This is a genomic window from Cellulomonas fimi (genome assembly GCF_028527925.1).
Lineage (GTDB): Bacteria > Actinomycetota > Actinomycetes > Actinomycetales > Cellulomonadaceae > Cellulomonas > Cellulomonas fimi_C.
In genome coordinates this window covers 21424-39148 of record NZ_JAPESW010000022.1, presented here as the reverse complement: position 1 = coordinate 39148, position 17725 = coordinate 21424, and the positions used below count along the sequence as shown (strand labels likewise).

General features: G+C 75.1%; 20 protein-coding genes. 8 read left to right on the top strand and 12 right to left on the bottom strand.

All coding sequences use genetic code 11. The features are described 5' to 3' along the window. Positions 1 to 43 precede the first annotated feature (43 nt). Positions 44 to 1120 carry a DUF3048 domain-containing protein gene (locus OMK64_RS11800; protein ID WP_272728576.1) on the bottom strand — a complete coding sequence of 359 codons (1077 nt, stop codon included), beginning with the start codon at positions 1118 to 1120 and terminating at the stop codon, positions 44 to 46. A gap of 103 nt (positions 1121 to 1223) precedes the next feature. Here OMK64_RS11800 and menE point away from each other — a divergent pair, with 103 nt between their 5' ends. Further along, positions 1224 to 2675, top strand: a complete 1452-nt coding sequence (gene menE, locus OMK64_RS11795; protein ID WP_272728575.1) for an o-succinylbenzoate--CoA ligase — start codon at positions 1224 to 1226, stop codon at positions 2673 to 2675. Next, positions 2672 to 3541, top strand: coding sequence for a 1,4-dihydroxy-2-naphthoate polyprenyltransferase (locus tag OMK64_RS11790; protein WP_272728574.1), 870 nt, complete (start codon positions 2672 to 2674; stop codon positions 3539 to 3541). Before menE ends, OMK64_RS11790 begins: the two co-directional genes overlap by 4 nt. Positions 3542 to 3550: 9 nt before the next feature. Here the strand turns inward: OMK64_RS11790 and OMK64_RS11785 are convergent, their stop codons facing one another. Then, positions 3551 to 3874 (bottom strand): DUF4229 domain-containing protein, encoded by a 324-nt coding sequence (locus OMK64_RS11785; protein WP_272728573.1) that lies wholly within the window; start codon positions 3872 to 3874, stop codon positions 3551 to 3553. Between the two features lie 50 nt (positions 3875 to 3924). Between OMK64_RS11785 and OMK64_RS11780 the strand changes: the two genes are divergently transcribed. Continuing rightward, positions 3925 to 4287 carry a PLDc N-terminal domain-containing protein gene (locus OMK64_RS11780; protein ID WP_272728572.1) on the top strand — a complete coding sequence of 121 codons (363 nt, stop codon included), beginning with the start codon at positions 3925 to 3927 and terminating at the stop codon, positions 4285 to 4287. Positions 4288 to 4361: 74 nt separating this feature from the next. Here the strand turns inward: OMK64_RS11780 and ccsB are convergent, their stop codons facing one another. The 6 genes from ccsB to OMK64_RS11750 all read right to left on the bottom strand — a co-directional run bounded on the left by ccsB (position 4362) and on the right by OMK64_RS11750 (position 10000). Continuing rightward, positions 4362 to 5369, bottom strand: a complete 1008-nt coding sequence (gene ccsB, locus OMK64_RS11775) for a c-type cytochrome biogenesis protein CcsB (RefSeq protein WP_272728571.1) — start codon at positions 5367 to 5369, stop codon at positions 4362 to 4364. Next, entirely contained in the window at positions 5366 to 7123 is a 1758-nt protein-coding gene (resB, locus tag OMK64_RS11770) for a cytochrome c biogenesis protein ResB (protein WP_272728570.1), read from the bottom strand. The genes ccsB and resB overlap by 4 nt, the downstream gene beginning before the upstream one ends. A 1-nt stretch (position 7124) precedes the next feature. Beyond that, positions 7125 to 8078, bottom strand: coding sequence for a cytochrome c biogenesis CcdA family protein (locus OMK64_RS11765; protein ID WP_374694088.1), 954 nt, complete (start codon positions 8076 to 8078; stop codon positions 7125 to 7127). Next, positions 8075 to 8689, bottom strand: a complete 615-nt coding sequence (locus OMK64_RS11760) for a TlpA family protein disulfide reductase (RefSeq protein WP_272728569.1) — start codon at positions 8687 to 8689, stop codon at positions 8075 to 8077. The genes OMK64_RS11765 and OMK64_RS11760 overlap by 4 nt, the downstream gene beginning before the upstream one ends. 68 nt (positions 8690 to 8757) lie before the next feature. Next, positions 8758 to 9432 carry a histidine phosphatase family protein gene (locus OMK64_RS11755; RefSeq protein WP_272728568.1) on the bottom strand — a complete coding sequence of 225 codons (675 nt, stop codon included), beginning with the start codon at positions 9430 to 9432 and terminating at the stop codon, positions 8758 to 8760. Positions 9433 to 9481: 49 nt separating this feature from the next. Continuing rightward, a complete protein-coding gene (locus OMK64_RS11750; RefSeq protein ID WP_272728567.1) occupies positions 9482 to 10000 on the bottom strand; it encodes a MarR family winged helix-turn-helix transcriptional regulator in 519 nt (172 codons plus the stop codon). 101 nt (positions 10001 to 10101) lie between these two features. Between OMK64_RS11750 and OMK64_RS11745 the strand changes: the two genes are divergently transcribed. After that, the gene (locus OMK64_RS11745) at positions 10102 to 10662 is read left to right on the top strand and encodes a YceI family protein (protein ID WP_272728566.1); all 561 of its coding nucleotides are present in this window, start codon (positions 10102 to 10104) and stop codon (positions 10660 to 10662) included. Positions 10663 to 10751: 89 nt separating this feature from the next. On the opposite strand, the gene OMK64_RS11740 is transcribed toward OMK64_RS11745, so the two are convergent. After that, on the bottom strand, positions 10752 to 11462 hold the full coding sequence (locus OMK64_RS11740) for a redox-sensing transcriptional repressor Rex (RefSeq protein WP_272728565.1): 711 nt from the start codon (positions 11460 to 11462) through the stop codon (positions 10752 to 10754). A gap of 51 nt (positions 11463 to 11513) precedes the next feature. Then, positions 11514 to 11783 carry a glutaredoxin family protein gene (locus OMK64_RS11735; protein ID WP_272728564.1) on the bottom strand — a complete coding sequence of 90 codons (270 nt, stop codon included), beginning with the start codon at positions 11781 to 11783 and terminating at the stop codon, positions 11514 to 11516. Here OMK64_RS11735 and OMK64_RS11730 point away from each other — a divergent pair. From OMK64_RS11730 to OMK64_RS11715, 4 genes are all read left to right on the top strand, one after another. Continuing rightward, on the top strand, positions 11782 to 12654 hold the full coding sequence (locus OMK64_RS11730) for an HAD family hydrolase (RefSeq protein WP_272728563.1): 873 nt from the start codon (positions 11782 to 11784) through the stop codon (positions 12652 to 12654). The two genes, OMK64_RS11735 and OMK64_RS11730, sit on opposite strands and share 2 nt — an antisense overlap. Positions 12655 to 12746: 92 nt before the next feature. Further along, the gene (locus OMK64_RS11725; protein WP_272728562.1) at positions 12747 to 13271 is read left to right on the top strand and encodes a GNAT family N-acetyltransferase; all 525 of its coding nucleotides are present in this window, start codon (positions 12747 to 12749) and stop codon (positions 13269 to 13271) included. 49 nt (positions 13272 to 13320) lie between these two features. After that, the gene (locus OMK64_RS11720; RefSeq protein ID WP_272728561.1) at positions 13321 to 13755 is read left to right on the top strand and encodes a VOC family protein; all 435 of its coding nucleotides are present in this window, start codon (positions 13321 to 13323) and stop codon (positions 13753 to 13755) included. 133 nt (positions 13756 to 13888) lie between these two features. Further along, the gene (locus OMK64_RS11715) at positions 13889 to 14671 is read left to right on the top strand and encodes a DUF899 family protein (RefSeq protein ID WP_272728560.1); all 783 of its coding nucleotides are present in this window, start codon (positions 13889 to 13891) and stop codon (positions 14669 to 14671) included. Between the two features lie 70 nt (positions 14672 to 14741). Here the strand turns inward: OMK64_RS11715 and OMK64_RS11710 are convergent, their stop codons facing one another. Beyond that, entirely contained in the window at positions 14742 to 15779 is a 1038-nt protein-coding gene (locus OMK64_RS11710) for an arabinan endo-1,5-alpha-L-arabinosidase (protein WP_272728559.1), read from the bottom strand. A 136-nt stretch (positions 15780 to 15915) separates the two neighbouring features. Further along, the gene (gene arfA / locus OMK64_RS11705; RefSeq protein WP_272728558.1) at positions 15916 to 17424 is read right to left on the bottom strand and encodes an arabinosylfuranosidase ArfA; all 1509 of its coding nucleotides are present in this window, start codon (positions 17422 to 17424) and stop codon (positions 15916 to 15918) included. Positions 17425 to 17725 lie beyond the last annotated feature (301 nt).

Genomic DNA, 17725 nt, shown 5'->3' with positions numbered 1-17725 from the left:
CATGCGGGGCCGACGCAGCGCGCCCCGACGCGGGGGGCGGCGGTCAGGAGACGGTGACGCTGCCCGACGACGCCGGCACCAGCTCGACCCACGTCACGCCGGGCGCGAGGGTGACCGGCGAGCCGTCCGGACCGGTGAGCGCGAGCGCGGCGTCGGTCGCGGGCTTCGACCACGTGACCTCGAGCGCCTTGCCGCCGCTGACCACCGTCCCCGCGCCCGTGCCGACCAGCACCGTCTCCGGCACGGGGTTCCCGGCGGGGTCCTTCGTGCCCGAGTCGACGAGCTGGACCCGCAGCGCGACGACGTTGCGCGCCGCCAGCCGCGCGCCCGACCGCGCCGTCGCCGGGGTGTCGCCCTCCGACCGCAGCCACGTCCCGCTCGCGGTGTCGAACGTCCACCGCGGGTGCGACGAGCCCGAGAGCCGCAGGTCGAGCAGCGTCGCCGGCGTGCCCGCAGTCAGGACGGTCGACTGCTCCGCGCGACGCGCGAACGCGAACTGCGCGGGCGGTGACGCGCGGTGGCCCGCGTCGGCGTTCTCCCACCACGTCGCAGGCGTGCCGTAGACGTTGTGCGGCGCCGGCAGGACGCCCTTCTTGCGGTAGAAGCCGGGGGCGCCGCCGTCCTGGCTCATGACCTGCACGCCCGACTGCGCGAGCTCGCGCACGAATCCCTGCTGACCGCCGGAGAACGCCACGACACCGTGCAGCGGTGCGGCGATCGCCGGGTCCATCGGGCGGATCGAGCGGACCGGCCCCACCTCGGCGGGCACCTGCGAGTGGAAGACCGCGACGAACCGCGTGATGCCGCCCTCGACGACCTGCTCCCACACGACGTCCGCCTGGTCGAGACCCGTCTGCGGGCGCACCTCGCGCGGGTTCTCGATCTTGACCGCGATCGCGGGCCGGTCGACGACCGCCTCCGCCGCCTCGCCCGTGAGGGGCCAGCGCGGCGGGACGACGACGGCGGGCGGTGCGGCCTTGGCGACCTCGACGATCGGCTCCTGCGTGAGCGTCGTGCGCTCGGGCGTGCTCGGCCCCGACGCGCAGGCACCGACGGTGAGCACCGCGACGACGAGGACCGCACCGAGGCGCAGCGTCGGACGGGCGGGGAGGTGAGGCACGGAGGGCTCCTTCGGGGGCGGACCGCCGGTCACTCTAGTTGCCGCCACGTGGCGTCCGGGCCGGGCGGCAGGCGGCTCGCCGACGGGCACCTAGGCTGGGCGCGTGACCCGGCCCCTGCGCGACGTGCCCGCGCACGCGCTGCTCGACGCGCTGGCCGCGGCCCTCGACGGGACGGGCCCGGCCGTGCGGCCCCTCGCCTCCCCCGACCTCGGCGAGCAGCCCGACGCCTCGGCGGCCGCGGCCGACGTGCGCCCGGCCGCCACGCGCGCGCGGCCCGTGACCACCTCCGCGGGGCCCGCGGCGCCCCGGCCGGCTGCCACGCAGGCCGCGCACGTCGACGAGCGCGTGGCGGTCGTGGTCCGCACGTCGGGGTCCACGGGCGAGCCGCGCGAGGTCCTGCTGTCGGGCGCCGCCCTGCGGGCTTCGGCGACGGCCACCGAGCGCCGGCTCGGCGGACCGGGACGGTGGCTGCTCGCGCTGCCGACGCACCACGTCGCGGGGCTCCAGGTGCTCGCCCGCTCGGTCCTGGCCGGAACGGCGCCCGTCGTCGTGCCTCCCGGTCCCTTCCGTCCCGCGGCGTTCGTCGAGGCGGTCACGGGCTTCGGGACCACCGACCGGCGGTACGCGTCGCTCGTCCCGACCCAGCTCGTGCGGCTGCTCGACGACCCCGCGGCGACGACTGCGCTGACGACGTTCGACGCGGTGCTGCTCGGCGGTGCGGCGACCGCGCCCGACGTCCTGGCGCGTGCGCACGCGGCCGGGGTGCGCGTCGTCACGACGTACGGCATGACGGAGACGTGCGGCGGCTGCGTGTACGACGGGGTCCCGCTCGAGGGCGTCGACGTCACGCTCGACGACGCCGGGCGGGTGCTGCTGTCCGGGCCCGTGCTGGCCGACGGCTACCGCGGCCGACCCGACCTGGACGCCGACGCCTTCGTCGCCCTGCCCGACGGCCGTCGCGCGCTGCGCACGCACGACCTCGGCCGGCTCGACGACGGCGTGCTCGCGGTGCTGGGACGTGCCGACGACGTGCTCGTGACCGGCGGCGCCAAGGTCGCGCCCGCGGCCGTCGAGGCGGTGCTCGCCGGGCTCGACGGCGTGCGCGAGGCGTGCGTCGTCGGCGTGCCCGACGCCGAGTGGGGCCAGGCCGTCGTCGCGGTGGTGGTGCCACGCGAGGGCGACGTGCCGACGCTCGACGCGGTGCGGGAGGCCGTCGCGCGCCGGCTCGGACCCCCGAGCGCACCCCGGCACCTCCTCGCCGTGCGCGAGCTGCCGCTGCGCGGCCCGGGCAAGGTGGACCGCGCGGCGGTCACGAGGCTCGCGACGGACGCGCTCGGCGCCGGCCCGACCGCGACGGACCCGCTCGCCGTCGGTGCGACCGGGACCGACACGCCCGGCGTCGGCGCGGCGGGATCCGGACGCGGGGCGGGCCCCACGAGCCGCGACGACCGCACGACCTCGCCGCCGCGCGAGGGCATGCAGCGCACGACCTCCACGGGCGTGCACGACGACGCGGGCGTCCCGCCCGCACCGACCGGAAGGAGCGGCGCGTGACGACCGCACGCGAGTGGGTGGCCGGTGCACGGCTCAGGACGCTGCCGGCGGCGGCCGCACCGGTGCTGGTCGGCACGGGCGCCGCGGCGCAGCTCGACGAGGCCGACCTCGGCCGGGCGGCGCTCGCCCTCGGTGTCGCGCTGGCGCTGCAGGTGGGCGTCAACTACGCCAACGACTACTCCGACGGCATCCGCGGTACGGACGTCGACCGCGTCGGCCCCCTGCGCCTCACCGCGTCCGGGACCGCGAGCCCGCGCGCGGTCCGCGCGGCGGCGTTCCTGTCGTTCGCCGTCGCCGGACTGCTCGGCCTCGCGCTGGTCGTCGTGACGTCGCAGTGGTTCCTGCTCGCGGTGGGCGCGTTCGCGATCGCGGCAGCCTGGACCTACACGGGCGGGCGCAACCCGTACGGCTACCGGGGGCTCGGCGAGGTCGGCGTGTTCGTGTTCTTCGGGCTCGTCGCCGTGCTCGGCACGACGTGGACGCAGGCCCTGGAGCTGCCGTGGACCGCGTGGTTCGGCGCCGTGGCCGTCGGGCTGCTGGCGTGCGCGCTGCTCATGGTCAACAACCTGCGCGACGTTCCCACCGACGCCCTCGTCGGCAAGCGCACCCTCGCGGTGCGGCTCGGCGAGTACAAGGCGCGGCGGGTGTACGCGGCGCTCGTCCTCGTGCCCGTCGCGCTCGGAGCGGCGTGCGCGGTCGCCGCGCCGTGGGCGCTGCTCGTCCTGCCGCTGTTCGCACCCGCCGGCATCCTGGCCGGCGTCGTGCTGCTGGGCGCGCGGGGCCGCGCGCTCGTGCCCGTGCTCGCGGGCACCGGGATGCTCGAGCTCGCGTTCGGGATCCTGCTGGGGCTCGGCCTGGCGATCTGACGGAGCGCGTCAGGCGGTGGGCTTCCCGCCGTCCGACGCGTCGTCGTCGGTGCGTGCCGCGCCGGCGGCGTCGACGGCCGCGTCCTCGACGTCGGCGTCCTGCTCCGCGCGTGAACGCCCCTTCGTCCCCGCGCGCGTGCGCCGCTCCTCGCGGGCGGCGATCCAGGCGACGGCCGCGTCGCGCGGCGTGCGCAGCAGGACGTAGCCGGCCATCCAGGCGAGCAGCGCCGCGGCGACGACGGCGAGCCAGGACCGCATCCCGGCGAACCAGAGCAGGCCGAGGAACGCGGCGAAGAGCAGCAGCCGGTAGAGGGTGTAGAGCGCGACGGGCACCCCACCAGCCTAGGACGGCACCGGGACCGCTCCGCGCCTAGTGTGGGTGGATGGCCCGCTACCTCGCGTTCGTGATCGTGGTCGGCCTCGTCGTGTGGAGCGTGCTCGACATCTCCCGCAGCTCCGACGAGGAGCGGCTCGGTGTGCACCCCGTGCTGTGGATGGCGCTCGTCGTCCTCGTGCCCGTCCTGGGCGCGATCGTGTGGATCCTCGTCAGCCGCGGTCGCCGTGCGGCCGCCCGCCAGGCCGGCGGCGCGAGCGGCGGCGGCTCGGCGCCGGGCGGGTCGACGTGGACGCCGCGACGCCGCACCGGGCCGGTCGCGCCCGACGACGACCCCGACTTCCTGCGCAAGCTCGACGAGGACCGCCGTCGCCGCGAGCAGGGCACGGGCGACGGCTCCCCCACGTCCTGAGCCTGGCCGCCGCGCCACCGCCCGGCCGCCCGCGCCGGACCATCGGCGTGACCAGGCCGGAAGGGTCGGTCCGGTCAGAGGCCCGAGTAGGAGTGCTTGCCGGTGAACACGAGGTTCACGACCGTGAAGTTGGCGAGCACGACGGCGTAGCCCACGAACACGAAGTACGCGGCGCGGCGGCCGCTCCAGCCGCGCGTCGTCCGGGCGTGCAGGTAGGCCGCGTAGACGACCCACGCGACGAACGTGCCGACCTCCTTGGGGTCCCAGCCCCAGTACCGGCCCCACGCGTGCTCGGCCCAGATGGCGCCGCCGATGAGCGTGAACGTCCACAGCACGAAGCCGAGCGCGTTGAGGCGGAAGGCGAGCGCCTCGAGGTCGCGCGGCGAGGGCACCTGGTCGACCCACGCGAACCGCGGACCGACGACCGCGCGGCGCATCCCGTCGGTCCAGGCGCGCGGGGCGTCGACGGGCTTGGGCCCGGACGCGCGCACGTCGGCGAGGATCTGCAGCGCGGACGCGGCGAACGCGACGGTGAAGATGCCGGTCGCGATGATCGCGACGCCGACGTGGATGATCAGCCAGTAGGAGTGCAGGGCGGGCTGGACCGCGTCGGCCTGGATGTAGAAGGCGTTGAGGGCCAGCACGAGCGCGAGCACCGCGATGCCCGTGACGAGCACCCCGAGGAACGCGATCACGCGCCGCTGCTGCACGACGGCGAGGACCGACACCGCGACGAGCACGCCGACGATCGTGAACTCGTACATGTTCGCGGTGGGCCACCGACCGGCGGCGACCCCGCGCAGCACGACGCCCGCGAACAGCAGCGCGATCCCCAGGTACGTCGTCGAGCGCGCGATGCCCTCGGCCTTCGCGGAGCCCGCGGGTGCCGCCGGGGGCGCCTCCGCGACCGCGACCGAGCCGCCGCCGGCGGCGACCGCGGTGCGGGCCCCCGCCTTCGCCGCGGCGCGGCCCTGGGTCGAGTCGGCGATGCGCGCGAGGTCGGCGGCGTACGCGATCAGCGCGATCGTCAACGCGGTCGCCGCGGCCCACACGAGCAGCGTGGAGAGGTCACCGGTGGTCATGTCGCGCTTCCTCGGAGGACGGTCGGGGCGGACGGGGTCGTCGTGGCGGAGCCCGGGTCGGCGGGGGCCTCCGGGTCCGGCGCGGGCGGTGCGGTCGTCGTGCTCGGCAGCGTCGCCGCGAGCAGACGGTCGAGCTCGGGCTGCAGGCCGACGTCGTCGCCGCGGGCGAGTCCCGCCGCGGTGACCACTGTACGTCCCGCGTCGTCACCGGTCCCCGGGGTCGCGCGGACCCACACGCGGCGGCGCGGCGCGAACAGGCTCGCGGCGAGCCCGCTGAACGCGAGCAGGGAGAACACGAGCACGAACGGGAGCGCCGGGTCGTGGCGGAGGTCGAGCGCGACGAACCGCGGGAGGCCGTCGAACGCCAGGGTCCCGAGGCCGTCGGGCAGCTCGACGGTCTCGCCGGGCCGGACGTACAGCGTGACCGCGTTCCCGTCGGCGTCGACCGCCTGCTCCATGCGCGACTCGTCGAGCTCGTACACGTTCTGCGGCACACCGGTGTCGAGCCCGAGGTTGCCGGACCACACGGACAGCACGAGCAGCGGCTCGTCGGGCTGCGGGTTCGTCGAGCGGTACAGGGTGTCGCTGACCTGCGTCGCCGTGGGCAGGAGGTAGCCGACGATGCCGATCTGCTCCTGGTCGCCGGACACGTCGGGCACCTTGACGACGCCGCGCGACGTGTAGACCTCGTCCTGGGGCAGGAACGGCACCGCACCCGCGAACGCGACCTCGCCCGCCGCGTCGCGGACCGTGAGCTCCGGCGCGTAGCCGTTGCCCTGCAGGTACACCTTGGCGCCGCCCGCGGTCAGCGGGTGGTTGACCTTGATGGTCCGCTCCTGCGGCGCGTCGCCGGGCTCGGTGAGCGTGACGTGCGCCGTGAAGTCGCGGGACTGGAGCGTCTCGGGGTCGAACCGCGCGTCGAACTCGTCGAGCCGCAGCGTGAACGGGACGAGCGTCGACGGGTCGAACGCGGTGCCGTTCTCGAACGTGTCGTAGTCGACCTGCGCGTTCGCGAACCCGCGCCCCTGCACGACGATCGCCTGACCGCGGTAGTGCAGCAGCTGGCCGGTCGCGACCGACACGAGCAGCCCGACGAGCGCGAGGTGGAACACGAGGTTGCCGGTCTCACGCAGGTACCCGCGCTCCCCCGCGGCCGACCACGTCCCACCGCCCTCGTCGTGCACGTCGACGCGGTACGTCGGGACGAACGGCAGCCACGTCCAGCCGCGGCGCATCGTGGCGGCGGCGCGCTCGGCGACGGCGCGCGCGTCGTCGTCCGTCGTCCCGCCGCCCTGCGCGGGGAACCGGCCGAGGCGGCGCGGCGTTCGCGGCGGGCGGCCGCGGACCCCCGCGAGGTGCACCTTGGTGCGGGGCAGGATGCAGCCCACGAGCGACACGAACAGCAGCAGGTAGATCGCCGAGAACCAGACCGACGAGTACACGCCGAAGAAGCCGAGGCGGTCGAGCCACGGGCCGGTCGTCGGGTGGTCGAGCAGGTACTGGGCGACCTTGGCCGGGTCCTGCACCCGCTGCGGGAACAGGGTGCCGGGCACCGCGGCGACGGCGAGCAGCATGAGCAGGAGCAGCGCGACGCGCATGCTCGTGAGCTGGCGCCAGGCCCACCGCAGCCAGCCCGTGAAGCCGAGCGTCGGCAGCTGGACGGGGGCGCCCGCGGAGCCGCCGTCGCCGGTGTCGGGCGCGTCGGTCGGCTGCGTGAACGCGTCGTCGAGGCCCTCGGGGCGGTAGGTCGTCACGTCACACCACCGGCACGAAGGGGTCGTAGCCCGTCAGGACACCCTGCAGCCAGGACGCCCACGTTCCCCACACGCCCGTCACGAGCGCGAGACCGAGGACCACGAGCATCGCGCCGCCGACGCGCATGATCGCGAGGCGGTGGCGGCGCAGGAAGCCGACCATGCGCGTGCTGCTCTCGAGCCCGAGCGCGACGAGCAGGAACGGCAGGCCGAGGCCGACGCAGAACGCGACCGCGAGGAGCGCGCCGCGCCCGGCCGAGCCGCCGTCGAGGGACAGCGTGAGGATCGCGGCGAGCGTCGGGCCGATGCACGGCGTCCACCCGAGGCCGAACGTCACGCCCAGCAGCGGTGCTCCCCACAGGCCCGCGCGGGGGGCGAGGTGCAGGCGGCGCTCGTTCTGCAGGAACGGGATCAGGCCCAGGAACCCCAGGCCCATGACGATGACGACGAGCCCGAGCACGCGCGTGACCGGGTCCTGCCAGCGCAGCAGCAGGCCCCCGAGCGAGCCGGCGAGCGCGCCGTAGGCGACGAAGACCGCCGTGAACCCGGCGACGAACAGGCCGACGCCCAGCAGCACCCGCGAGCGGGCGGGCGCGAGCCGCTCCGCGGTGGCGGTCGTGGCGCGCGCGGCCGCGCCCTCGTCGCCGGTCGCCGCGTCGTCGGCCGCGACGGCGGTGCCCCCGGTGCCCGGGGTCGTCCCGACGGAGGGCGTCGTCGCGCCCGCGCGGCCCGAGCGCGACGGCCCGGCCCCGGACATCCCGCCGAGGAGGCCCAGGTAGCCCGGGACGAGCGGCAGGACGCACGGCGACGCGAACGACACGAGTCCCGCGACGAGCGCGACCGGCACCGCGAGCAGCAGCGAGCCGGACACGACCGCCTGGCCGAAGACGTCGCCGACGTCGGCCGCGACGGGCACGCCGGCGGCGAGGGCGGGGACGACGACGGCGGCGGTCACGACGCGGCGCCGCCCGGCTGCTCGGCGAGGAGGTCGTCGACGAGCGTGCGGAGCGTCGACGCCTCGGCCAGGCCGAGGATGCGCGCGGCGACCTTGCCGTCGCGGTCGAGCAGGATCGTCGTCGGGACGGCGTTCACGGGGACGACGCCCTGGAGCGCGGCGATCGCGGTGCCGTCGGTGTCCTCGATGCTCGGGTAGGGCACGTCGAACTGGCGCTGGAAGGCGTCGGCGGCCCCGGCGGCGTCGGTCCCGTTGATCCCGAGCACGCGCACGCCGTCGTCGGCGTAGTCGTTCGCGAGCGCGACCAGGTCGGGCGCCTCCGCGCGGCACGGCGGGCAGTTCGCGTACCAGGTGTTGAGGACGACGACGTCGCCGCGCCAGTCCGCGACGTCCTGCGCGCTGCCGTCGTACGCCGTGCCGGCGATCTCGACCGGTCCCTTGCGGTCCGCCGCGGTCCACGTCGTCGCGCTGCCGTCGCCGGACTGGTAGCCCTGGTCGACGACGTCGGCGGGCGCGTCGCCGTCGGACGCGGACGTGCAGCCGGCGGCGAGCGCGGCGACGACCGCGAGCGCGGCGGCGGTGCGGGCGAGCGCGCGAGACCGACGCGCCACGGACGGACGGTCCGGCGCCGGGCGGCTCGCGGTCGACAGGCCCGTCGGGAGGAGGGCGCGGCGCACGGTCATGCCCCCGCCACGTGGGACGCGCCGGGCAGCAGCGCGGCGGCGGGCTCGGAGTAGCCCACGCCGACGAGGCGGTCGTCCTCGTAGCGCAGGGACGTCAGCGACGCGAGGCTGCACTGGCGGCGGCGCGGGTCGTGCCACAGGCGGCGGTTCTCGAGCGCGAGGCGCGTGACCCAGACGGGCAGCTGGTGGCTGACGAGCACGGCCTCGTGACCGCGGGCCTGGCGGCGCGCGTCGGCGACCGCGGCGAGCATGCGGTCGACCTGCTCCTGGTACGGCTCGCCCCACGACGGCTTGAACGGGTTGCGCAGGTAGGGCCAGTGCTCGGGGTGCCGCAGCGACCCGTCGCCGACGCCGAACGTCTTGCCCTGGAAGTGGTTGGCGGCCTCGATGAGCCGCTCGTCGACGCCGACGTCGAGCCCGAACGCGGCGGCGATGGGGGCGGCGGTCTCCTGCGCGCGCTGCAGCGGCGAGGCGATGACGGCGACGACGTCGTGCCGGGGGCGACCGGGGGCGCCCGCCGTCCCGGGCTCGCCCGCGAGCGCGTCGGCGACCGCGCGCGCCATCGCGTGGCCCCGCTCGGACAGGTGGTAGCCCGGCAGGCGCCCGTACAGCACGCCGTCGGGGTTGTGCACCTCGCCGTGGCGCAGCAGGTGGACGGTGGTGGCGACCATAGGGGTCAGTGTCGCAAACCCGGCTGGGTGCCCCGGACGGATCCGGCCGTCAGGCGACGTGACACGGGACACCCGCGTCGTCGTCGTCGCACCCGCCGCCGACGATCCGGTCGGCGACCACCTGCATGGCCGCGCCGAGCGCGGCGAACTGCTCGGGCGTGAGGACGTCGACCAGGTGGTCGCGCACGGACTGCACGTGCTCGGGCGCCGCGTCGACGAGCCGCTTCCAGCCCGCCTCCGTCATGGTCGCGTTGACGCCGCGCGCGTCCTCGGCACAGGGGGCGCGCTGCACGAGGCCGGCGTCCTCCATGCGACGGACGGTGTGCGTGAGGCGGCTGCGCGAGTGCACGATGCCGTCGGCCAGCTCGGACATGCGCATGGTGCGGCCGGGCTGCTCGGACAGCCGGACGAGGACCTCGTACTCGTGCGTGGACAGGCCGGTGCGCGCCTCGAGCTCGTGCTCGAGGACGGCGGTCAGGCGGGCGACGCCGGACCGGAACGACCGCCAGTGGACCTGCTGCTCGGCCGTGAGCCAGCCGCCGCGCGGCGCGGGCTCCGTGGTGCTCATCACGTGCTCCCTCTCGGACAGGTGTTGCGCTCTGGTGACAAGTGTAGTTCAATCGTCAACTAACAGGGGTAGTTGACCGTTCAACGACTGAGGAGCTCCACATGACCGCCACCGCCACCGCCCTGCCCACCGGCCTCACCACCGGCGTCTGGGCCGTCGACGCCTCCCACACCGAGGCCTCCTTCACGGTCCGCCACGCGGGCATCTCCAAGGTGCGCGGCTCGGTCGCCGTCTCCGAGGGCACCATCACCGTCGGCGAGACGCTGGCCGACACCTCCGTCTCCGTCACGCTCGACCCGTCGACCGTCTCGACCGGCGACGCCAACCGCGACGGCCACCTCAAGTCGGGCGACTTCTTCGACGTCGAGAAGTTCGGCCAGTGGACCTTCGTCTCGACCGAGATCCGCGGCGAGGGCAGCGACTACGTCATCGTCGGCGACCTCACCATCCACGGCGTGACGCAGTCCGTCGAGCTCGCGACCGAGTTCAACGGCACCGCGGTCGACCCGTTCGGCAACACGCGCGCCGGGTTCGAGGCCACCGTCACGATCTCGCGCAAGGACTTCGGCCTGACCTGGAACGCGGCCCTCGAGGCCGGCGGCGTCCTGGTCGCCGACAAGGTCGTCATCGCGCTCGACGTCTCGGCCATCCGCCAGGGCTGAGCCCCCGTCCCGCACACCGGGACCCCCGCACGGAGCCCCGCCACCCCACCCAGGTGGGCGGGGCTCCGTCGTCCGCGCAGCCGAGCGGGTCACGCCTCCCAGGTCCCCGTGCGGCGCTGGTCGTGGAACGCGAGGATCTGCAGCTCCGAGGCCACGTCCACCGCGCGCACGTCGACGTGGGCCGGCACCTGCAACGCCCGCGGCGCGAACGTCAGGATGCCGACGACACCCGCCTCGACCAGCGCGTCGCACACCGCCTGCGCGCCCGCCGCCGGCGTCGCGATCACCCCGATCGACACGCCGTTCGCGCGGACCAGCGCGTGCAGCTCGTCGAACGGCTGCACCACCAGCCCCGCGACCGTCGTCCCCACCACGGCCGGGTCGGCGTCCACGAGACCCACGACCGCGAAGCCGCGCTCCGCGAACCCCGAGTAGTTGGCGAGCGCGTGCCCCAGGTTGCCGACGCCGACGATCACCACGCGGCGCTGCGTCGTCAGGCCCAGCACCACCTCGACCTGCTCCGAGAGGTGCGCGACGTCGTAGCCGACCCCGCGGCGGCCGTACGACCCCAGGAACGACAGGTCCTTGCGCAGCTGCGCCGAGCCCACGCCCGCGCGCGACGCGAGCTCGTCCGACGACGTCAGCACCGCCCCCTCGGCCGCGAGCGCGTGCAGCGCGCGCAGGTAACCGGGCAGCCGTGCCACCGTCGCGGGCGGCACCGTCCGCGCCCGTCCCCCGCCGGACCCCGCGGGCTCGCTCGCCGCGCCGCGCGTCCGGGGTGCCGTGCCATGCGTGTCCACGTCGACTCCCGCAAGCCCCCGACCGGCCGTCGGTCCGGCCGTCAGCACAGGTTAGGGCGTCGACCGGGGACGGGAAAGGGCCCGCTCGAGGTGTCGCGCGTCGATCCGCCAGTAGCCCTGCGTCACGCCGTCGACCTGCACGACGGGCACGAGCTCGCCGAACTCCGCGACCAGGTCGCGCCCGTCGGCGGCACCGTCCGGGGCGTCGACGTCCACCTCGACCCACGCGTCACCCGTCCGCGCGCACACGTCGGCGACCACCGCGCGCGCGTCCTCGCACAGATGGCACCCCGCCACTGTACTGAGACCCACACCACTCATGCCCCACCCCACCGCGCGCGTGATCGCCGAGGTGGGCGTCGCCAAGGCTCCCGCGGACGTCCCGGTCGTCGCTGCCGAGCCGGGGTCGGACGAGATCCGCACAGGCGCCTTCTTCGACGTCGACAACACGATCATCCGGGGCGCGTCGTCGTTCCACCTGGCGGTCGGTCTGTACCGGCGCGGGTTCTTCCGCAAGCGCGACATCCTGCGGTTCGGCGTGCACCAGGCGCGGTACCTCGCGTTCGGCGAGAACAAGCAGCAGATCGACGAGGTCCGCTCGCGCGCGCTCGAGATCATGCGCGGGCACTCGGTCGCCGAGGTGACGGCGATCGCCGAGGACGTCTACGACGAGGTCCTCTGCCTGCGCATCTACCCCGGCACGCAGCGGCTGCTCGACGACCACATCGCCGCCGGTCATGAGGTCTGGCTGGTCACCGCGACGCCGGTCGAGATCGGCGAGGTCATCGCGCGCCGCCTGGGCGTCACGGGGGCGCTCGGCACGGTCGCCGAGCACGACGACGGCTTCTACACCGGGCGGCTCGTCGGGGACCTGCTGCACGGGCAGGCGAAGGCCGACGCGGTGCGGGCCCTCGCCGAGCGCGACCACATCGACCTCGCGGAGTCGTACGCCTACGGGGACTCGACGAACGACGTCGCGATCCTGTCCGAGGTGGGGCACCCGTGCGCGATCAACCCCGACCGGCGCCTGCGCCGGCACGCCGCGTCGGTCGGGTGGCCCGTCCGGGAGTTCCGCAGCAGCCGCGGCCGGACCGCGCGCCGCAGCATCAACGCCGCGAGCCTCGCGGGGCTCGCGTGGGCGGTGGGCCTGGTCGTCCGAGCCGTCCGCCGCTCGCTGCGCGGCGGCTCCTGACCGCTCGTCGGACCCCGCGACCGTTCGCCGAGCCGGACCGGTCGCCGGACCGGGGCGCGGGCACGACGCTCGGCGTCCTTATGCTGGCGCGCATGCCCGTGCGTCCCGCCACGACCGACGACGTCGACGCGCTCGCCGCGCTCGCGGCCGTCACCTTCCCGCTCGCCTGCCCGCCCGGGTCGACCGCGGCGGACCAGCAGGAGTTCATCGCGGCGGTCCTGTCGCCCGCGCGGTTCGCCGACTACGTCGCGGACCCGGCGCGCGCAGTGCTCGTCGCCGACGAGGACGGGACGCTGACTGGGTACACGATGCTCGTCGAGGGCGGGCCGGCGGACGACGACGTGCGCGCGGCGCTCACCATCCGCCCGACGATCGAGCTGTCCAAGTGCTACGTGCACCCCGACCACCACGGCGCCGGTGTCGCGCACGCGCTCATGGCCGCGTCGCTCGACGAGGGCCGTCGGCGCGGTGCCGCGGGCATGTGGCTCGGCGTCAACCAGCAGAACGGGCGGGCGCGGGCGTTCTACGAGCGGTCGGGGTTCGCCGTCGTCGGGACGAAGCACTTCACCGTCGGGTCGCGCGTCGAGGACGACTACGTGCTGGAGCGCGCGCTGTGACGGCGGGGCAGCCCGCGCCCTGACGACGCCCCGCCCCTAGCCTGGGGCGATGGCTCAGGTCAGGCAGGTTCAGGTCACGTTCGACTGCGCGGAGCCGGAGACGGTCGCGCGGTTCTGGTGCGAGGTGCTCGGGTACGTGGTCCCGCCGCCGCCCGCGGGCTTCGACTCGTGGGACGCGTTCGTGGAGGCGCTGCCGCCCGAGCGCCGCGACGCCGCGTTCGCGATCGTCGACCCGACGGGGGCCGGTCCGCGGCTGTTCTTCCAGAAGGTGCCCGAGGGCAAGGTCGTGAAGAACCGCGTGCACCTCGACGTGCGGGTCGGCACGGGCCTGGTCGGCGACGAGCGGGTCGCGACGCTCGAGGCCGAGTGCGACCGGCTCACGGCGCTCGGCGGCCGGAAGGTCCGGCTCATGCTCGCCGACGGGTTCGACGAGTCGTGCCTCGTGATGCAGGACGTCGAGGGCAACGAGTTCTGCCTCGACTGAGCCGTGCGCCCGCCGCCGAGCGGTGCCGCCCCCGCTCGCCGGGGCCGATGAGTTCGCGCGCCGCCGCCGGTCCTCCCTCCTGACGACCTCGCCGGACGGCAGCGCCCGGCGGCAGCGCACGACGGGAGACGCCATGACGAGCACCTCGCAGGACACCACCACGACGACCGGCGCGGGCCGCCCGCCCGTCGTCGACCTCGCGACCTGGCAGTCGGCGCGGGACGCGCTGCTGCTCCGCGAGAAGGCGCACACGCACGCGGCCGACGCGCTCGCCGCGGAGCGCCGACGGCTGCCGATGGTCGAGATCGACGGGACGGTCGAGGTGGTGGGCGCGGACGGTCCGGTGCCGTTCGTCGACCTGTTCCAGGGCCGCGACGAGCTGCTCGTGTACCAGCACATGTGGCACGACGGCGCGCCCTTCCAGGGGCAGTGCGAGGGCTGCACGGTCTCGGCGTGGGCGCTGCGCGACTCGGTCTACCTGCGGGCGCGCGGCGTCGCCTTCGCGGTCCTCACCGAGGGGCCGTGGGACGAGGTCCCGCCGTACCTGGAGTTCATGGGCTACACCGAGCCCTGGTACTCGGTGCGCGGGGTCGCGTGGCCGGTCGGCGAGGACATGGGCCGGATCACGTGCTTCCTGCGTGACGGCGACCGCGTCTTCCTCACGTACACGACGACGGGCCGCGGCACCGAGGTCGCGAACCCGGCGTTCGCGCTGCTCGACCTGACCCCGTACGGGCGGCGCGAGGCCTGGCAGGACACGCCCGACGGCTGGCCCGAGGGGAACGGGCCCTGCTGGTACTGGCGCACGACGGCCGACGGCCGGCAGGACTGGGACGCGAGCCGCCCGACTCCGCAGTGGACACGCCCGGGGGCGACGCCCGTGACCTCCCTGGGCCGGCACGCGCACCACCACTGACACGACCGGCGACGGGCGTGCGCACCGGCGGCCACCTCCCGGCTCCGGGCGCACGCGCGTCGCGGCGACCTCAGCCCGCCGGCGCCGCGCCCTGCTCCGCGCGGGTGGTCGCGACGGGCCAGCCCTCGTCGTCCCAGCCGAGCTCGCGCAGGCCGAGCGTGATCTCGCCACCGGCGGCCGCGTCGTACCAGTGGAAGGCCAGCACCCCGCCCGAGACCGACTGCCCGCCCGGTCCGACCATGTCGCCGGTCGTCGCGAGCAGCGGCGTGCCGCCGTCGTCGACGAGGTCGGTGCCGTCCCGGTCGACGTACGGCCCGGTCACCGAGCGCGAGCGCCCGACCGCGATGTTGTACGTGGAGTCGGTGCCGCGGCAGCAGAAGTCGCGCGAGAAGAACAGGTAGTACCAGCCGTCGCGGTGCACGAGGTACGGCGCCTCGACGGGGTTCGGCGCGCCCGTGCGCGAGGCGAGCGTCACCGGCTCTGCGGACCGGTCGACGGGCATGCCCGACGGGAAGGACAGCTCGACGAGCTGGATCCCGCCCCAGAACGACCCGAACGCCATCCAGCCGCGGCCGTCGTCGTCGACGAGCACGCCGGGGTCGATCGCGTTGTAGTCGGTCTCCCCCGGCGTCGACGCCCACACGAGGCCCTGGTCGACCCACGCGTAGTCCGGGTCGTCGGGGTCGAGCGTCGAGTTCGTCGTCAGGCCGATCGCGGAGCGGTTCGAGCCGAACGTCGACGCGGAGTAGTAGAGGTACCAGGTGCCGTCGTGCTCGAGCACCTCGGGCGCCCAGAAGTTCTGCACGCCCGGGACGGCCTCGTAGGCCCAGTCGGGCCGGGTCGACGCGTCCCACACGGTGCCGACGTCCTCCCAGGTACGACCCTCGTCGAGCGAGCGGCGGACCTGCGGTGCGCCGAGACCCTGCCGCACGTCGCCCGTGCTGAACACGTACCAGGGCTCGCCCTCGTCGCCGACCACGAGCGCCGGGTCGTGCGCGCGGACGTCGCCGGACGGCTCGAGGTCGGTCGCCGCGACGGCGGGGTCGGGCCACAGCCACCAGGCCAGACCGCCGCCGACCAGCAGCGCCCCGACGACGAGCGTGGTCACCGGACCGAGCCCGCGCCGGCGCCCACCCGCCGCGCCCTCGCCGGGACCGGTCGAGGTCGCGGCGGTGCCGGTGGCGGTCGGTGAGCCCGCGGACGACGGGCCCGCCGACGACGCGGCCTCAGGCGCATCCGGCACGTCAGGCGCCCAGGCGGACGACGTTCCACGACACGGGCGGCACCTGCACGACCAGGCGCCCGTCGCGGATCTCGGCGGTCGTGTTGGCGCGCGGCGCGACGGACGTGTCGTCGTCGGCGGTCGCGGTCCACGTGTGGTCGGGGTTGGACAGGGTGGACGCGTCGAGCACGCGCAGGCCGGGCAGCGACCGCGCGTCGACCTCGAGCAGCGCGGGCTCGGTGAGCGACCGGTTGACGGCGAACAGCGTGGTCGCGCCGGTCTCGGGGTCGCGCGTGGCGACGGCGTCGACGAGCGCGGCGTCGCCGTAGCGGGCGGTCTCGTACGTCGGGGCCTCGATCGCGACCTGCAGCACGTCGCCCGCGGCGTACCGGGACGCCTGCGCGAAGGGGTGGAAGATCGTCTGCTTCCAGGACCGGCCGCCGGGCTCGGTCATGATGGGCGCGATGACGTTGACGAGCTGCGCGAGCGACGCGGCGTGCACGCGGTCGGTGTGCCGCAGCAGCGAGATGAGCAGGTTCCCGACGACGACCGCGTCGGCCACGTTGTAGCGGTCCTCGAGCAGGACGGGCGCGACGGGCCAGTCGTCGCCGGTCGGCGGCTTGGACTCGGCACGCTTCTGGTACCAGACGTTCCACTCGTCGAACGAGATGTGGATGCGCTTGGACACCTTCTTGTGCGCGCGGACGGCGTCGGCGGTCGCCGTGACCGACTCGACGAAGTGGTCCATGTCGGTGGCGGACGCGAGGAACGAGCCGAGGTCGCCGTCCTCCTCCCAGTAGTACGCGTGGGCGGAGACGTAGTCGACCTGCTCGTACGCCTCGGAGAGCACGATGCGCTCCCACTCGCCGAACGTCGGCATGACGACGCCCGACGACCCGCACGCGACGAGCTCGAGCGTCGGGTCGACCATCTTCATCGCCCGGCCGGTCTCGGCGGCGAGGCGCCCGTACTCGTGCGCGGTCTTGGACCCGATCTGCCAGGGCCCGTCCATCTCGTTGCCGAGGCACCACATCGTGACCTTGTACGGGTCGGCAGCGCCGTTGGCCCGGCGCTGGTCAGCCCAGTACGTCGGGGCGGTGCCGTTGCAGTAGTCGAGCAGGTCGAGCGCCTCCTGCACACCGCGCGTGCCGAGGTTGACGGCCATCATCGGCTCGACCTCCGCGAGCGCCGCCCAGCGCATGAACTCGTCGACGCCGACGGTGTTGGGCTCGAGGGAGTGCCAGGCCGGGTCGAGGCGCGCGGGCCGCTGCTCGACGGGGCCGACACCGTCCTCCCACCGGTACCCCGAGACGAAGTTGCCGCCCGGGTAGCGCACGGTGGAGACGCCGAGCTCGCGCGTGAGCTCGAGGACGTCCTTGCGGAAGCCGTCGGCGTCTGCCGTGGGGTGCGCGGGGTCGTGGATGCCCGTGTAGACGCAGCGGCCCAGGTGCTCGACGAACGACCCGAAGGTGCGCCGGCGGACGGGACCGACGGTGAAGGCCGGGTCGAGGGTGAGGCGGACGGGGAACATGCGAGCTCCTGTGGTCGACTGTTCTACATCGTTGTAGACGGCAGTGTGCACATCGACCGGGCACGCCGTCAAACAGCGCGCGCGACCGAATCGCGCGGCCCGCGCCCGACCGTGACCGGTTCGTGGCTTGACCGATGGCGGATCGTCGTGCCATGTTGTGCAACGTTGTAGATCAACGTTGTACGAGACGACGTCGATCCAGGCAGACAGAGGTCAACGACGACCACGACGGACCGCAGCCGCTCCGGCGCCCCGCCCACCGGCGGACGCGGTCCCGACGACGGCAACGACCTCACCGATC

Excerpts from the sequence above, each read along its gene's own strand:
- OMK64_RS11735 (WP_272728564.1), bottom strand. The coding sequence starts at position 11,783 with ATGAGTGGTGTGGGTCTCAGTACAGTGGCGGGGTGCCATCTGTGCGAG.
- ccsB (WP_272728571.1), bottom strand. The coding sequence starts at position 5,369 with ATGACCACCGGTGACCTCTCCACGCTGCTCGTGTGGGCCGCGGCGACC.
- OMK64_RS11755 (WP_272728568.1), bottom strand. The coding sequence starts at position 9,432 with ATGGTCGCCACCACCGTCCACCTGCTGCGCCACGGCGAGGTGCACAAC.
- OMK64_RS11715 (WP_272728560.1), top strand. The coding sequence starts at position 13,889 with ATGACGAGCACCTCGCAGGACACCACCACGACGACCGGCGCGGGCCGC.
- OMK64_RS11720 (WP_272728561.1), top strand. The coding sequence starts at position 13,321 with ATGGCTCAGGTCAGGCAGGTTCAGGTCACGTTCGACTGCGCGGAGCCG.
- OMK64_RS11750 (WP_272728567.1), bottom strand. The coding sequence starts at position 10,000 with ATGAGCACCACGGAGCCCGCGCCGCGCGGCGGCTGGCTCACGGCCGAG.
- arfA (WP_272728558.1), bottom strand. The coding sequence starts at position 17,424 with ATGTTCCCCGTCCGCCTCACCCTCGACCCGGCCTTCACCGTCGGTCCC.
- OMK64_RS11730 (WP_272728563.1), top strand. The coding sequence starts at position 11,782 with ATGCCCCACCCCACCGCGCGCGTGATCGCCGAGGTGGGCGTCGCCAAG.
- OMK64_RS11780 (WP_272728572.1), top strand. The coding sequence starts at position 3,925 with ATGGCCCGCTACCTCGCGTTCGTGATCGTGGTCGGCCTCGTCGTGTGG.
- OMK64_RS11725 (WP_272728562.1), top strand. The coding sequence starts at position 12,747 with ATGCCCGTGCGTCCCGCCACGACCGACGACGTCGACGCGCTCGCCGCG.
- OMK64_RS11745 (WP_272728566.1), top strand. The coding sequence starts at position 10,102 with ATGACCGCCACCGCCACCGCCCTGCCCACCGGCCTCACCACCGGCGTC.